Below are 14,325 nucleotides of genomic sequence, written 5' to 3'. Positions count from 1 at the left end.
CGCAGGCATGCGGTGGCGATCGGTCGGACGTCTGGCGACGGCATCGGCGGCAGTGACGACGGCACTGACGCTGTCGATGGCATGCGCCGAAGCGGCACCGGGCGGGCCGCCCCCGCCCCCTGCTGCGGTGTCCGACGCCTCGGTGTCTCACGCGCCGGTATCGCACGCGCGGTCCGCCCTGCGGCACTCCGTCGACAAGCAGTCGCGTTCCGTCGGACTGGTCGACGTGAAGACCGTCGTCGCGGACGCGGTGCTGGACCTGCGGTACGCGACCACCGACAACTTCGTCGGTGAGCAGCTGTACCCGCGCAACGCCCGCTGTCTGGTCCACGAGTCGATGGCTCCGGGCCTGCGGACCGCGGCCCAGACGCTGCGGGCCCGTGGCGAGACCCTGGTGTTCTGGGACTGCTATCGGCCGCATTCGGTGCAGCAGCGCATGTTTCGGAAAGTGCCCGATCCGGCGTGGGTCGCGGCCCCCGGCCCCTATTCGACCAGCCACGAATCCGGGCGCTCGGTCGACGTCACGCTGGCGGTCCGCAACCCGAGCTGTCCGGCTCCGCGTAGGGTCGGCGACCTCTGCCGTATCGACATGGGCACCGACTTCGACTCCTTCACTCCACGCGCGACCGCATTTGCGACGCATGGGGTTTCGGTGTCTGCGCAGGCCGCGCGGGCCCGGCTGCGCCGGGCGATGACCGCCGGGGGACTGAGCGTCTACTCCGGCGAATGGTGGCACTTCGACGGACCAGGCGCGGACGTGCGCCGGCCGATCATCGACGTCCCCCTCACCTGAGACCTGCAAGACGCGAAACCCCGCCGGTGATCCGACGGGGTTTCGTTTGGTCGAAGGGACTCAGGCGTTCCACCACGGCCGCAGCGGGACCTGGTGTCCACCGTGGTCGTCGAGCTTGGTCGCCAGCACGTGGTGGAGCTGGATGATGTTGCGGTTGAAGCCGATCCGGCAGCCCGCCATGTACAGGCCCCACAGGCGGGCGGTACCCTCGCCGACCTCGGCGACAGCCTCGTCCCAGTGCTCGACGAGGTTGGCGTTCCAGTCCCGGAGGGTCATCGCGTAGTGCTCGCGGAAGTTCTCCTCGTGGATGACCTCCATGCCGCCGATGTCCTGGAGCTTGGAGATGATCTTGCCCGAACCGGTGAGTTCGCCGTCGGGGAACACATAGCGGTCGATGAACGAACCGGCCTTGCTGCGACTGGCGTTGTCGGGCCGGGTGATGCAGTGGTTCAACAGCATTCCGCCTGGGCGAAGCTTGTCACGCATGAAGCCGAAGTAGGCCGGGTAGTTGCTGACACCGATGTGCTCGGTGAGACCGATCGACGACACCGCGTCGAAGCCGGACTCGGTGATATCGCGGTAATCGCTGTGGCGCACCTCGGCCAAGTCGGTGAGGCCCTCGTCGACGATGGCCTTCTGCGCCCACTCGGCCTGCTCGGCCGACAGCGTCGCGCCGATGGCGTGAACGCCGCGCTTGGCGGCGTAGCGCACCATTCCGCCCCAGCCGCACCCGATGTCGAGCAGCCGGTCGCCCGGCTTGAGGCGCAGCTTCTCGAAGATGAGGCGGTACTTGTTGTCCTGTGCGGTCTCCAGCGACGCGTCGTGGTCGGGGTAGACCGCGCACGTGTAGGTCATCGAGGGGCCGAGGACCCACTCGTAGAAGGCGTTCGACACGTCGTAGTGGTAGTGGATGACCTCGGCGTCACGAGCCTTGCTGTGCCGCAGGCCTTCGGCGAAGCGACGCCAGCGCGGCACGGCCTCCTGCGGGGGCGGGGCGATCGGCTTGAAGTGCTCGATGCCGAGCGAGCGTGCGATCTGCGCCAGGGCCAGCGGTGAGGGGCGGTGGAAGTCCAGGTCGCTCGCGAGGGCCTTGAGTGCGGGGTAGGGGTCGCCGGGATGTGCGCCGACGAGTTCGAGGTCTCCGGCGATGTAGGCGCGGGCCAGGCCGAGATCACCGGGAGCGGTGACGAGATAGGTGGTGCCGCGCGGCGTCTTCAGATTGAGGCCGTACTGGGCGTCTGCCGGGCCGGCGCTGCTGCCGTCGTATGCCGAGATCCGAATCGACAGGTTGCCGCCGAGGAGGGTCTCGAAGATCTCGGACAAGGACATTTTCCAGGTGTGGGGATCCGCACCGGCGGGTGCGCTGTCTTTGAATGTCGTCATTGGCGTTTCACCGCTTTCGAATAGAGGTCCAGAAGACGGCCGCGGGGGTCGTACCGCTTCTTCAGGAGCCGATAACTCTCACCGCCGTAGAGTTCGTCGAACTCGTCCGGCTCGTAGAAACTTTCCGAGTACAGCGATTTGTGGCCGTCGAGTTCGGCGACCTTGCGTTCGATGATCTTGTTGGTGTGCCCGGGATCGCCCGGGGTGACCGGCACGGCCGACCAGAAGCCGACGTTGACGTAGGTGCGTTGCGGTTCGAGCGGGTACAGCGGCCACGGGCGGACCGGGTCCGAGCCGGGCAAGGCGGGTTCGCGGAGACGCAGCGGGCACAACCAGATCGGCTCGATCGGGATGTTGTCCAGGAACCATTCGACGTACTCGGTGGTGCGCTCGATCGGAACCTCGATGTCCTGCACGACGCGTTCACCCGCCGGCAGGCCTTTGCGGGCGTTGAGCCGATCGCCGATGTCGTAGCGCTGGTCGAGTCCGATGAGCTTCCAGTAGAAGCTGCTGCGCAGGTAGCGCTTCGGCCACCAGCGGCGGATCTTCGGGTTCTGCGCACCGAAAGCGCGCGAGCACCAGAACCAGTCGGTGTCCCAGCGCCAGAGGTAGTCGTGGATGGTGAGACGGTCGGTGGTCTTGCTCTGGACGGAGCGGTAGTAGATGTCCATCCCGGTGTAGTCGCTGACTGGGCCCTCCTCGTCGGTCTGGCGTCCGAGTGTGAGGTAGGACTCGTTGGCGGAGAACACGACTCCGTCGAGATAGTCGACGTGCTCGCCGCCGTAGGTCTTGTCGGTGACGATCGCCTCCATCGTCGACTGCAACTCGGCGACGGAGGTGAACCGCACGTGGCGCAGCGCGACGTAGGGCTTCACCGGTTCCAGCTCGATGCGCAGTCGGACCGAATAGCCCAGCGTGCCATAGGAGTTCGGGAAGCCGAAGAACAGATCGGCATGTTCGTTGGTGGGTGTGGCGGTGATGATTTCACCGTCACCGGTCAGGATGTCGATCTCCGACACCGACTCGTGCGGGAGTCCGGAACGGAACGAGGTGCTCTCGATGCCGAGGCCGGTCACCGCGCCGCCGAGGGTGATCGTCTTGAGCTGGGGGACCACCAGGGGCGCCAGACCATAGGGCAGGGTCGCCGCGACGAGGTTTTCGTAGGTGCACATCCCGGCGACGTCGGCGGTTCGGGCGTCGGGGTCGACCGAGATCACCCGGTCGAGTCCGGAGACGTCCAGTCCGGGATGTGGATTGGCTGCGCGTTTGCGGAAGAGGTTGGACGTCTTCTTCGCAAGGCGCACGGTCGCGTTCGGAGGAATGGCACGATAGCTGGCCAGTAGGGTGGACACCCCCTGGTCAAATGCCTGTCCCCCCATCTCCAGCCCAGAGCTCACCCGGCTAGCCTAGGACTTGATCAGTTCGCCCGCCAATCGTTTCGTCCTGAGGAGTGTCCATCGTGGGTCAGGTTTCCGCATCACAATCGATCGACATCACCGCCGCTCCGGACGCCGTCATCGGGGCGCTCGCCGATTACGACGACGTGCGTCCGGCGATCCTCCCGGCGCAGTACCGCGACTACAAGGTCATCAGCGGCGGTAACGGCGACGGCACCGTCGTGCACTGGATTCTGCAGGCCACCTCGAAGCGGCAGCGTGACGTGCAGGCGACCGTCAGCGTCACCCCGGACACCGTCACCGAGCGCGACGCCAACTCCACCATGGTGACGACATACAAGGTCGCCCCGTCGGGCAGCGGTTCGCGCGTCACGACCACCACCACCTGGAACGGTGCCGGCGGCATCGGCGGCTTCTTCGAGAAGACCTTCGCGCCCAAGGGACTCAACCGCATTCAGGCCGAGGTGCTCGGCAACCTCAAGAAGCGCCTAGAGAACTGACGGCGCAGAGAACTGACGGCGCAGAGAACTGACAGGCGCAGAGAACTGACCCCGCGCAGGAGGGGCCGGGCCCGACCGTCGCCGCTTCCGATCAGGGACGGCGTCGACTCCACGCGGGTGGTCTTGCGGTCGGGGCCCGAATCCACCGTCGGCGAAGCGCTCCTCGCGTCCCCGAGTCTCGCGGGCCTCGGCGCCGCGGAACTGCGGGCGCGCGCCGCCGCGGGGGAGATCGTCGACGCCGGCGGTCAACCCGTCGACCTCGACGCGCCGTCGCGGGTGAACGTCTCGCTCTACCTGTACCGCGATCTCCCCGACGAGGTCCCGATCCCGTTCGACGTCCCGGTGCTCTACCGCGACGACAACATCGTCGTCGTGGACAAACCGCACTTCCTGGCGACCATGCCGCGGGGCCGTCACGTGACGCAGACCGCTCTGGTGCGACTCCGGCGCGAGCTGGACAGCGACACGATCTCGCCGGTCCATCGACTCGATCGCCTCACCGCCGGCATTCTGCTCTTCACCTTGCGCCCCGAGGTCCGGGCTGCTTACCAGGACCTCTTCGCGTCGAGGAAGGCGCGCAAGGAGTATCGCGCGCTCGCGCCGGTCGACGAGGCGCTCTCCGACACCGTCACCGTGCGCGACCGTATCGAGAAAACCGCCGGTGATCTGCGGGCGCGCGTCGTCGACGGTCCGGTCAACGCCATCAGCGACATCACCCTCGTCGAGCAGACCGACCGCGGTGGCGTGTACCGGCTGGTGCCGCACACGGGACGTACCCATCAGCTGCGGCTGCACATGTCCTCGCTGGGCGTCCCCATCGTCGACGATCCGCTGTATCCCGATGTCCGCCCGGAGCTGGCGGAACGACCCGACCACGGGGACTTCACGTCCCCGCTGCGGCTGGTCGCGCACGTCCTGGAGTTCACCGATCCGCTCGACGGCACGCCGCGCCGGTTCGAGAGCCGACGCTCGGTGTGGTCGGGCTGACCTCGATACCCCTGTAAACCGCCCCCAAATGCGCCCCCGAAATGCGCCCCCGACATCCGCCCCCGACATCCGCCCTCCAGCAGGACGCCGGCGACATATCGTCCGCGGTGAGCTTCCACAGGGTTCATTCCAGGGGCGGTTTTGCGTGGTGGCTGCGTGGGACCTCGATACGGCCCTCGGCTTGCGCCTCGGACCTACTCGGCCGGCAGGACCACTACCCTGGCCACCGTGACGATTCGAGCGTCGTATGAGCGACACCCCGACCTGGGATGTGAAGCCGTCGTCTTCACCGACGACGAGTCGCTGGCCTGTTTCCAGATCCAGCGCGATCTCACCGGCGGACCGCGCGCCGACGAACACTGCGTCACGACCGGTGCGAGCGCACCCGTCTACGGCGGCATCGTCGAATGGCGGCGCGTCGACGACCGTTTCGAGTTCTCGCTGACCCGCCGGGCAAGCCGACTGTTCGGGGACGAGGTGCTGTCCTTCGAGATCAGCCCGGTCGACGAGGTGACCGTCGACGACATCGCCGCGCATGTCGATCGATTGTTGCGCTGACCCGGGGGCTACCCTGGACGGCGTGACGCAACCATTCGATCCCAGCGCATTGTTCGGCGGCGGCCAGGGCGGCGAGAACCCGATGGCGGGACTGCTGGCCCAGGCGCAGCAGATGCAGGAGAAGCTCCTGTCCGCACAGAACGAGATCGCTGCGGCGGAGATCGTCGGAAGCGCGGGCAACGGCCTGGTCACCGTGACCGGCAACGGCACCGGTGAGGTGACCGCGGTGTCCATCGACCCCAAGGTCGTCGACCCCGAAGACGTGGAGACCCTGCAGGATCTGCTGTTGGGCGCGCTCGCTGACCTGTCGCAGAAGCGTGAGCAGCTCACCACGGAGAAGATGGGTCCGCTGGCCGGAGGCCTCGGCGGCGGCATCCCCGGGCTCGGCGGCTGATCGCGCCCGCCGCGCGATCCTCCCCACGACACCAGAGAACCCGGGCACACGATGTATGAAGGACCGATCCAGGATCTGATCGACGAACTGGCCAAGCAGCCGGGTCTCGGTCCGAAAGGTGCGCAGCGGATCGCGTTCCACCTGCTCGCCGGGGAGAAGTCCGACATCGACCGGCTGATCGCCGCACTCGGACGCGTCCGCGACGACGTCGTGTTCTGCGCCGAATGCGGCAACGTGTCGGCGAATCGGCTGTGCCGGATCTGCTCGGATTCCCGGCGTGACGCCACCAAGATCTGTGTCGTCGAAGAACCCAAGGACGTCCACGCGATCGAGCGGACCAAGGAGTTCACCGGCCGCTACCACGTGCTCGGCGGTGCGCTCGACCCGTTGTCCGGGATCGGGCCCGACCAGCTGCGCATTCGTGAGCTGCTGCGGCGGCTCGCCAATCAGGAGGACGGAGTCGACGTCAGCGAGGTGATCGTCGCGACCGACCCCAACACCGAGGGCGAGGCGACCGCCACCTACCTGCAACGCATGCTCAAAGACTTCCCCGGGCTGTCGGTGACACGGCTGGCGTCGGGTCTGCCGATGGGCGGCGATCTCGAGTTCGCCGACGAACTGACGCTCGGCCGTGCGCTGTCCGGTCGCCGGATTCTGGCCTGAGGACCGCACGCGGGGCGTGTTGCGCCACCCCGGCTAAGGTCGGGAGGTGATATCGCTGAAGCGGGGGCGTCAACGAATCCGGGTGATCGCGGCGGGGATGGCCGCGATCGCCGCCATCGGCCTGGTGGACACGGCACGGGCCGTGCCTTCCGCCGGGGCTGCGGTACCCGAGCTGGAATGGACCTCATGTCCCGCCGTTCACGGTGTTCCGTCGAGCGTCCGGTGTGCCGCGGTCGAGGTTCCGCTGGATCACGCCCAGCCGAACGGGCCCACTATCGAACTCCTGGTGAGCCGCGTCCCAGCCCGCGATCCGGCGCACCGCCGCGGTGTCCTGATGGGCAATCCGGGAGGCCCCGGCGGCGACGGGATCGCGATGTTCAGCCAGTTGCATCCGCCGGCCGAGGTGCGCGACCACTGGGATCTCGTCGCCGTGCAACCGCGCGGCCTGGTGTCGGGCACGCCGCTGAAGTGTGCTCCGATCACCGGAGCGGAACCCGAAATCCTCACCGCCGCAGGAAAACTCAATCGCGAACGGTGCGCGCGGAGGACGCCCGGTCTGGGGTCGACCCTGACGACGGAGAACACCGCGCGTGACATCGAGGTGGTTCGCCGCCGGTTGGGCGAGACCAAGATCAGTCTGTACGGGGTCTCGTACGGGACATTGCTCTTCGCGACCTACGCGACGCTGTTCCCCCAGCGGGTAGACCGCATGGTCCTCGATTCCGGGTTCGATCCGGGCGTCGTGTGGAACAGCCTGCTCGATGTCCAGACTCCCGGCTACAAGGCCCGTGTCCACGCCATGATGGCGTGGATCGCCCGCCATGACCACGTCTACCATCTGGGAACCACTCCGCTCGCCGTGTACCGGAAGTGGAGCAACCGCGTCAGCGCCGAGGCGGGTGTCCCGCCGTCGCTGGTCGCACCGCCGGCGCAGGTCGGGGACGTTCCGCCGGGGCTCCGCGCCGTCGCCGAACAGTACATCGCCGGTACCGACCTGACCGCGGATGCGCGTGCACGGTTCGAGAACTTCGTCGCGACGCTGCTGACACCTGGTTCGGTGCAAGCGAATTCGGGACTTCTGGTCCTGACGCGGGCGTTCGCGCCCGATCGGAACCTCTGGCCGGTCATCGCGATGATGACGGCCGGCGCCCCCGGGAAGTTCGCCAAGCCGTCGCCCGCGGTCCTCGAAGCGGCGACGGTCTCACGAGACATGCAGGCGGCCGTCCTCTGCAACGAGAACCAGGTGCCCGCGGATCCGTCGATGAGTCTTTCGGCGTTCATCACCGGGTACGTCACCGCCGACCCGTTCGAGGCGCCGGGACTCGTCTACCGCTCGGGGATGGCCTGTGCCGGAGCAGCTCCGGTCACCCGTCCGATCCAGATCCGGGATCGGGGACTCGCCGTACGGCCGTTGCAGATCCAGAGCGTCGGGGACCCGCAGACGCCGTACCGCGGAAGTCTGGTCATGCAACGCCGGATGGGCAGTCACCTGATCACCGTCGGCGGAGGCGACCACGCCCAGCTCGGCCGCGGGAACGGGCCACTCGACGCCGCGATCGCCGAATACCTGAGGACCGGACGGACGGCGGTGACCCGGGTTCCGGAGGCGCCCATCACGGCGTCGCTGACCCGGTTCCCGCCGAGCCTGACCGTGGGCGCGACGGCTTGGTGACGGCACCCGACCGCGTCGCGCCCGAGGTCGGCGCGCGTCTCGCCGAGCTCGCTGCGGGGCTCGACTCGGGGATCGTCGCGATCGACGGGCCGTCGGGTGCCGGGAAGTCGACGGTCGCGGATCTGCTCGTCGCCCGGTTGCGCGACCGCGGGGTCGGCGTGACGCTGGTGCGCACCGACGACTTCGCGACCTGGGACGACCCGGTCGCGTGGTGGCCCGAGCTGGAGGCCGATGTCCTGCATTCCTTCGTCCGACGCCGCGACTACCGCTACCGTCCTCGGGTCTGGCGCGACGGCCGTGCGACGCCGGGCCCGCAGGTGTGGATCGAATGGCAGCCACTACTGATCATCGAAGGCGTCTCGTCGGCGCGCCGTCGCATCGCCGACCGGCTGACTCGTGCCCTGTGGCTCGACGGCGGAACCGAGGCGGAGCGTCTGGAGCGGGCGGTCGCGCGGGACGGCGAGGAGTCGCGGGCACACCTGCGGCAGTGGCAGGAGTTCGAACGAGGCTGGTTCGCCGTCGACCGCACCCGCGAACGGTGCGTCCTACTGGACTGACCGGCCGGTCGCGGCTCGCGGTTACTGTCGGATATGGACACTCGACGGCGGTTCCGCGATCTCGCGGAGCTCGATGCGCACCTGATCGACTGTCGCGCATGCCCGCGGCTCGTCGAGTGGCGTGAACAGGTGGCCCGGGAGAAGCGTCGCGCGTTCGCCGACCAGGAGTACTGGGGACGTCCGGTGCCCGGCCTCGGACCGGCCGACGCGCGGTTGCTGATCGTCGGTCTCGCACCTGCCGCGCACGGCGGCAACCGCACCGGCCGGATGTTCACCGGCGACCAGAGCGGCGATTTCCTGTTCTCCGCCATGTATCTCGCCGGCCTGGTGAGTCAACCGCATTCGGTGGCGATGGATGACGGGCTGGAGCTGTTCGGTACGCGGATCACCGCACCCGTGCATTGCGCTCCGCCGCAGAACAAACCGACCGTAGAGGAACGGGACCGGTGTTCGTACTGGTTGCACGGCGAGCTCGAACTGCTCGCTCCGACAGTGCGTTCGGTGATCACGCTCGGGGTTTTCGGTTGGCAGTCGGCACTGCGCACATTCGGTGCGCTCGGCTGGACGGTGCCACGTCCGGCACCGAAGTTCGGGCACGGGGCGTCGACGATCCTGACCCGCGGCGACGCGACACTCGAGGTGTTCGGGTGCTATCACGTGAGCCAGCACAACACCTTCACCGGGCGGCTGACCGTCGACATGCTCGTCGAGGTGTTGCAGCGGGCGGCGAAGTCGGCGGGGATCGCTCTGGGGCAGTGAGCTTGTTGTCCTACCGTCGCCGCCCGGCGGCGAGACGCTCCTTGCGCAGCCGGCTGACCTCGGGCAGATCCAGCGGCGCAAGCGATTCGACGCCCATCGCGGTTGCGAGGAGGTAATCGGCGAGCTCCGGGTTGCGGGCCAGCGCCGGACCATGCATGTAGGTGCCGATCACGCTGCCCTGCACGACGCCCTCGGTGCCGTCGCCGACCCCGTTGCCGACGCCGTGTTTGACGCGACCGAGAGGTGCGGCGTCTGAGCCCAGTGTGCTTCCGCCGCGGTGGTTCTCGAAACCGGTGAGCGGCTGGGTGAGCGCGGCCAGAGTCGGTTCGGTGATCAGCTCGCCGATGCTGCGCTTCGCCTGCGGAGTCGTCGTCAGGTCGAACAGCGAGATGCCGTCGACCCGTTCGCCCGCCGAGGTCTCGTACCAGTGGCCGAGCACCTGGATGGCCGCACAGATCGCCAGGACCGGACGGCCCGCCGCGGCGGCCTGCTGCAGGCCGGGATAGCGGGCCAGGTGCCGGGTCGCGAGACGCTGGGCGTAATCCTCGGCGCCACCGAGGGTGTAGACGTCCAGCGAATCGGGAACCGGGTCGTCGAGCGTGATGTGCACGACTTCGGCGTCGATGCCGCGCATGATCGCGCGGCGTTTGAGGACGAGGGCGTTGCCGCTGTCGCCGTAGGTGCCCATGACGTCGGGCAGGACCAGCCCGATGCGCAGCGTCGACTCGCTCACTGTTCGGCCCTCCGTGCACGTTCCGCACGTTCCATGGCGATCCCCAGATCGCGGAACGCGGTGTAGTTGGCGAGCACTTCGACCCGCCCTGGTGGGCACGAGGCGATCGCGGCCATCGGATCGGGGATCGTGGTGTGCTCGGCGCCCGCGTAGAGCAGACGCACCGACAGGTCGGCGGCCCGCTCGCCGGCGGCCACCACCTGCATCGTCTCGAACGCCTCGAATCGCACGTCCCACAGCCAGGAGAGATCCTCGCCGTCGGGAACCTGGCCGTTCACCGCGATCACCAGGCCGTCGGCGTCCTGGTCGATCATCGACAAGGCCTCCTGCCATCCCGCCGGGTTCTTCGCGAGAAGTGTTCGGACGGAATGGTTTCCGATCTGGTGGATGCCGTAGCGCCCGGCGACCTCGCCGACGGTTCCGACCGCGGCGGCGGCCTTGCCCGGGTCGGCTCCCATCGCGACGGCGGCTGCCACCGCCTGCGTCGCGTTGCCGCGATTGGCCCGGCCGGGGACGGCGAGGGTCAGGGGAGCGGAGAAACCGTCGGGCCCGTAGATGTTCTCGTCGTCGAACCACCAATCGGGCGTGGGCCGACGGAAGTTCTCGTCGCCGGTCGACTGCCAGCCCTCCCCGGACCGCACGATCGGTTCGCCGGTGCGGGGACAGCTCACCGAGTCGCCGACCCAGCCGGCGCCGGCGGCCACCCACACCACGTCGGGGGCGTCGAAGGCAGCGGAGGTCACCAGCACGTCGTCGCAGTTGGCGATGACCGTGGTCGAGGGATGGCGGGCGATGCCCTCGCGGAGCCGTCGTTCGATCATGTTGATCTCGCCGACCCGGTCGAGCTGGTCGCGCGACAGGTTCAGCAGCACCAGCACCTCGGGATCCACCGCGTCGCTGACGTGGGGCACATGCAATTCATCGACCTCGAGGGCGCACAGCGGCGCGGTGCGGCTGAGCGTGAGGGTGGCGATGATGCCGGCGTCCATGTTGGCGCCGTCTGCCTGAGTGGCGACCTCGCCGAGTTCGGCCATCGCAGCGGCGGTCATCCGCGTGGTTGTCGACTTGCCGTTGGTGCCGGTGATGATCGCGGTGTGCTTGCCGGCCGCGAGGCGACGCATGATGTCGGGATCGATCTTGGCGGCGACGAGGCCGCCGATCATCGAACCCTTGCCGCGTCCCGCGGTACGCGATGCCCAACGGGCGGCCGCAGCCGCGACCAGCGCGACCGAGGTGCGGGCGGGCACGCGGGTGCTCCGGGGAGATGCGGATCCGGCGGACGATGGACGGTCGGGCATGGCCACGAGTGTTCCACAGGGTCGATCTTCGGGTTGCTCGTGCCGACCGGCCACCAGCAAGTAAGCTCGGCGACTGTGAGCCGCGACACCTATCTGCGTCTGTCCCTGCCCGCGCGAATCCAACGCGGCGTGCTGATCGCCGCGGGGAGGATTCCCGACGCCGCGCTGTCGGCACTCGGGCGGCGGGCGCCGGTCAACTCCGACGGCGAGCGGGTTGCGCCCGAGCTCGCCGCGATCGGCTGGGCCAACCAGCACGTCCCGGGATTGAATCCCTTCGAGGGCGAGGTCGACCGCTCGCGAACCGCGACCGACGAGAGCGGTGCGTCGATGGCCGAGAACCTGCCGCCCATGGCGGTGGAGGAAGACCTCGTCATCGACGGTCCCGCTGGTCCGATCCCGGCCACGCGATACCGGTCGTCGACCGAGTCGGGCGGGCTGCTCGTCTACTTCCACGGCGGCGGATTCGTCACCGGCAGCCGCATCAGCCATGACACCTTCGTGCGCCGTCTCGCCCACGGCACGGGACTCGACGTCCTGTCGGTCGAGTACCGGCTCGCGCCGGAGCATCCGTTTCCCGGTGGGGTGGAGGACGCGGTGGCGGCCTGGCACTTCGCCGTCGACGTTGCTCCCCGGTGGGGGCTCGATCCGCGGCGCATCGTCGTCGCCGGTGACAGTGCGGGTGGGAACCTGGCCACCGTGGTGGCCCGGCTGGTCCGGGACGAACCGGTGACGCCGGTCTTCCAGCTGCTCATCTACCCCGTCACCGATCTCTCCGCGCAGACCCCGTCGCGACGTGAGTTCGCGACCGGGTTCTTCCTGACCACGGACGGTATCGAGTGGTTCAACGACCACTACGTCCCCGACGTCGAACAGCGCAGCGACCCGCGCTGCTCGCCACTGCTCGCCGACGACCTCGGCGGACTGCCGCCGGCACACGTCATCGTCGCCGGCTTCGACCCGTTGCGCGACGAGGGCCTCGCCTACGCGAAACGGCTCGAGGAAGCAGGGGTCCCCGTCACGCTGCGGCGGGAGGGTTCGATGATCCACGGGTTCGTCAACATGACCCTGATCAGCCCGGGCGCCCGCGCGGCGGTCGACCGGATGTGTGCGGAGGTCCGGCGAGCACTCGACGGGGCTCCGCCGGCGGATCAGCAGTCGATCGCCGGCTGACGGCCAGGCGCGATCGCCCCGACGCACGCCTGGTCGACATCGCCTTCCGATACAGTGCTCGTGGCCTCGGCTGGTGCTCGGTGACGCCTGCGTGACCGCGGACGCGCCATCACGCCGACCGCGCAACCGCTGACGACGATCACCGCTCCGAGGATCTCGCCGATCGTCGGAACCTCGCCGAGGAAGGCGAAGGATGCGCTGATGCCGACGACGGGCACGAGCAGCGACATCGGTGACACCCTGCTCGCGTCGTTGCGGCTCAGGAGCATGGTCCACAGGCCGGCGCCGACGAGGGTGCCGAAGACGGACAGGTAGACGAGTCCGCCGAGCGCACGTAGCCCTGTCTCGGTACCGATCGTCATCAGTGAGTCGAAGCCCGCTGCCGGCCCTTCGATGATCAGGCTCGCCAGGTACAGCGGCGGGGTCGCGACGACGGCCATCCACAGTGTCATGCGTAGCGAGTCGTCGGGCTGGGCCAGGCGCCCGCCGATGTTGCCGATCGCCCAGCTGAGGCCACCCAGGATGGTGAGACCGATGGGGAGGAGGGCGGCCACACCGATATCGCTGCCGGTGGCGCGGTCGACGGCGATCAGGCCCATGCCGCCGACGGCGACCAGCAGGCCGACGACCTGGGCGAACGTCATCCGCTCACGCAGGAACAGCACCCCCAGGATCACCGTGAAGGGCGCCGATGTCTGCAGCACCAGCGAGGCGAGCCCGGCCGGCATGTCCAGGGTCATCGCCAGGAACAGGAACATGAACTGCACGGTTCCGAAACCCGCCACATAGACCAGGAACCACTTGAGGCGGACCTTCGGGAACCGGACGAACAGGGCGACCGGGATCGCCATGACCGCGAAACGCAGCGCAGCCAGGAAGAACGGCGGAAAGTGCTCGAGACTGACGTGGATCGCGACGAAATTCAGTCCCCACAAGAACACGACACCGAGGGCGAGCAACCGGTCACGAGTGGACATGGACACCATCGTCCGAGCGGTGGTGATGAAGGACAATCGAATTTAAACGGATGGATTGTTCAGATCTACTGAACAATCCTTACCGTCGTGCCGCCGTCACTTCTGAGCGGCTGCGACCTTCGCCCGGACGTCGTCCATGTCGAGCGCCTCGACCGCGCCGATCAGTTCCTCGAGCTGTGCAGCGGGCAGCGCGCCCGGCTGGTTGAACACGAGGATGCCGTCGCGGAACGCCATCAGCGTCGGAATCGATTGGATGCCAAGGCTTCCGGCGAGCTGCTGCTGCGCCTCGGTGTCGACCTTGCCGAAGAAGATGTCGGAGTGGGCCTCCGAGGCCTTCTCGAAAACGGGGCCGAACATGCGGCACGGGCCGCACCAGCTCGCCCAGAAGTCGAGCAGCACGATGCCGTCGGCCGAGATGGTGTCTTGAAAGTTTTCCAGGGTTATGTCATGTGATGCCATGCTCCACACAACCGTTTCGGTGGTG

The 14,325-nt window shown here is 68.2% G+C and carries 16 protein-coding genes; 10 read left to right on the top strand and 6 right to left on the bottom strand.

Annotation, left to right across the window (positions count from 1 at the left end; all coding sequences use genetic code 11):
* Positions 1-7 precede the first annotated feature (7 nt).
* On the top strand, positions 8-793 hold the full coding sequence (locus tag NWF34_RS17115; protein ID WP_258325628.1) for a M15 family metallopeptidase: 786 nt from the start codon (positions 8-10) through the stop codon (positions 791-793).
* Positions 794-853: 60 nt separating this feature from the next.
* On the opposite strand, the gene NWF34_RS17110 is transcribed toward NWF34_RS17115, so the two are convergent.
* Together NWF34_RS17110 and NWF34_RS17105 are read right to left on the bottom strand one after the other, a co-directional pair.
* A complete protein-coding gene (locus NWF34_RS17110; protein WP_258325608.1) occupies positions 854-2,176 on the bottom strand; it encodes a class I SAM-dependent methyltransferase in 1,323 nt (440 codons plus the stop codon).
* A complete protein-coding gene (locus tag NWF34_RS17105) occupies positions 2,173-3,555 on the bottom strand; it encodes an FAD-binding oxidoreductase (RefSeq protein ID WP_258325627.1) in 1,383 nt (460 codons plus the stop codon). Before NWF34_RS17105 ends, NWF34_RS17110 begins: the two co-directional genes overlap by 4 nt.
* 80 nt (positions 3,556-3,635) lie before the next feature.
* Between NWF34_RS17105 and NWF34_RS17100 the strand changes: the two genes are divergently transcribed.
* The 8 genes from NWF34_RS17100 (at position 3,636) to NWF34_RS17065 (ending at position 9,663) form a co-directional block, all read left to right on the top strand.
* Positions 3,636-4,073: an SRPBCC family protein gene (locus NWF34_RS17100; RefSeq protein ID WP_006435163.1), complete on the top strand. Its 438-nt coding sequence runs from the start codon at positions 3,636-3,638 to the stop codon at positions 4,071-4,073.
* A gap of 117 nt (positions 4,074-4,190) precedes the next feature.
* On the top strand, positions 4,191-5,060 hold the full coding sequence (locus NWF34_RS17095) for a pseudouridine synthase (protein ID WP_258325607.1): 870 nt from the start codon (positions 4,191-4,193) through the stop codon (positions 5,058-5,060).
* Between the two features lie 228 nt (positions 5,061-5,288).
* Positions 5,289-5,618, top strand: coding sequence for a hypothetical protein (locus tag NWF34_RS17090; RefSeq protein WP_258325606.1), 330 nt, complete (start codon positions 5,289-5,291; stop codon positions 5,616-5,618).
* Complete coding sequence (locus tag NWF34_RS17085; RefSeq protein WP_174324705.1) at positions 5,596-6,012, top strand: YbaB/EbfC family nucleoid-associated protein; 417 nt, start codon at positions 5,596-5,598, stop codon at positions 6,010-6,012. Before NWF34_RS17090 ends, NWF34_RS17085 begins: the two co-directional genes overlap by 23 nt.
* A 51-nt stretch (positions 6,013-6,063) precedes the next feature.
* Entirely contained in the window at positions 6,064-6,675 is a 612-nt protein-coding gene (recR, locus tag NWF34_RS17080; protein ID WP_006435159.1) for a recombination mediator RecR, read from the top strand.
* 97 nt (positions 6,676-6,772) lie between these two features.
* Positions 6,773-8,347, top strand: coding sequence for an alpha/beta hydrolase (locus NWF34_RS17075; protein ID WP_258325626.1), 1,575 nt, complete (start codon positions 6,773-6,775; stop codon positions 8,345-8,347).
* The gene (locus NWF34_RS17070; protein ID WP_258325605.1) at positions 8,344-8,904 is read left to right on the top strand and encodes a uridine kinase; all 561 of its coding nucleotides are present in this window, start codon (positions 8,344-8,346) and stop codon (positions 8,902-8,904) included. The genes NWF34_RS17075 and NWF34_RS17070 overlap by 4 nt, the downstream gene beginning before the upstream one ends.
* Before the next feature lie 33 nt (positions 8,905-8,937).
* A complete protein-coding gene (locus NWF34_RS17065) occupies positions 8,938-9,663 on the top strand; it encodes a uracil-DNA glycosylase (protein ID WP_258325604.1) in 726 nt (241 codons plus the stop codon).
* 10 nt (positions 9,664-9,673) lie between these two features.
* Here NWF34_RS17065 and NWF34_RS17060 read toward each other — a convergent pair whose 3' ends face one another.
* Positions 9,674-10,396, bottom strand: coding sequence for a type 1 glutamine amidotransferase (locus NWF34_RS17060; RefSeq protein WP_258325603.1), 723 nt, complete (start codon positions 10,394-10,396; stop codon positions 9,674-9,676).
* A complete protein-coding gene (locus NWF34_RS17055) occupies positions 10,393-11,694 on the bottom strand; it encodes a MurT ligase domain-containing protein (RefSeq protein WP_258325602.1) in 1,302 nt (433 codons plus the stop codon). Before NWF34_RS17055 ends, NWF34_RS17060 begins: the two co-directional genes overlap by 4 nt.
* A gap of 75 nt (positions 11,695-11,769) precedes the next feature.
* On the opposite strand from NWF34_RS17055, the gene NWF34_RS17050 reads away from it, so the two are divergent.
* Positions 11,770-12,864, top strand: coding sequence for an alpha/beta hydrolase (locus NWF34_RS17050; protein WP_258325601.1), 1,095 nt, complete (start codon positions 11,770-11,772; stop codon positions 12,862-12,864).
* Here NWF34_RS17050 and NWF34_RS17045 read toward each other — a convergent pair.
* Both NWF34_RS17045 and trxA read right to left on the bottom strand, forming a co-directional pair.
* Positions 12,843-13,841: an EamA family transporter gene (locus NWF34_RS17045; protein ID WP_258325600.1), complete on the bottom strand. Its 999-nt coding sequence runs from the start codon at positions 13,839-13,841 to the stop codon at positions 12,843-12,845. The two genes, NWF34_RS17050 and NWF34_RS17045, sit on opposite strands and share 22 nt — an antisense overlap.
* Positions 13,842-13,937: 96 nt before the next feature.
* Positions 13,938-14,300 (bottom strand): thioredoxin, encoded by a 363-nt coding sequence (gene trxA / locus NWF34_RS17040; RefSeq protein ID WP_258325599.1) that lies wholly within the window; start codon positions 14,298-14,300, stop codon positions 13,938-13,940.
* Positions 14,301-14,325: the final 25 nt, after the last annotated feature.

The organism is Gordonia sp. GONU (genome assembly GCF_024733855.1).
Classification (GTDB): Bacteria; Actinomycetota; Actinomycetes; order Mycobacteriales; family Mycobacteriaceae; genus Gordonia; species Gordonia amicalis.
This window is presented reverse-complemented; position numbering and strand designations above follow the sequence as displayed.

Excerpts from the sequence above, each read along its gene's own strand:
- NWF34_RS17115 (WP_258325628.1), top strand. The coding sequence starts at position 8 with ATGCGGTGGCGATCGGTCGGACGTCTGGCGACGGCATCGGCGGCAGTG.
- NWF34_RS17110 (WP_258325608.1), bottom strand. The coding sequence starts at position 2,176 with ATGACGACATTCAAAGACAGCGCACCCGCCGGTGCGGATCCCCACACC.
- NWF34_RS17105 (WP_258325627.1), bottom strand. The coding sequence starts at position 3,555 with ATGGGGGGACAGGCATTTGACCAGGGGGTGTCCACCCTACTGGCCAGC.
- NWF34_RS17085 (WP_174324705.1), top strand. The coding sequence starts at position 5,596 with ATGTCGATCGATTGTTGCGCTGACCCGGGGGCTACCCTGGACGGCGTG.
- recR (WP_006435159.1), top strand. The coding sequence starts at position 6,064 with ATGTATGAAGGACCGATCCAGGATCTGATCGACGAACTGGCCAAGCAG.
- NWF34_RS17075 (WP_258325626.1), top strand. The coding sequence starts at position 6,773 with ATGGCCGCGATCGCCGCCATCGGCCTGGTGGACACGGCACGGGCCGTG.
- NWF34_RS17065 (WP_258325604.1), top strand. The coding sequence starts at position 8,938 with ATGGACACTCGACGGCGGTTCCGCGATCTCGCGGAGCTCGATGCGCAC.
- NWF34_RS17055 (WP_258325602.1), bottom strand. The coding sequence starts at position 11,694 with ATGCCCGACCGTCCATCGTCCGCCGGATCCGCATCTCCCCGGAGCACC.
- NWF34_RS17045 (WP_258325600.1), bottom strand. The coding sequence starts at position 13,841 with ATGTCCACTCGTGACCGGTTGCTCGCCCTCGGTGTCGTGTTCTTGTGG.
- trxA (WP_258325599.1), bottom strand. The coding sequence starts at position 14,300 with ATGGCATCACATGACATAACCCTGGAAAACTTTCAAGACACCATCTCG.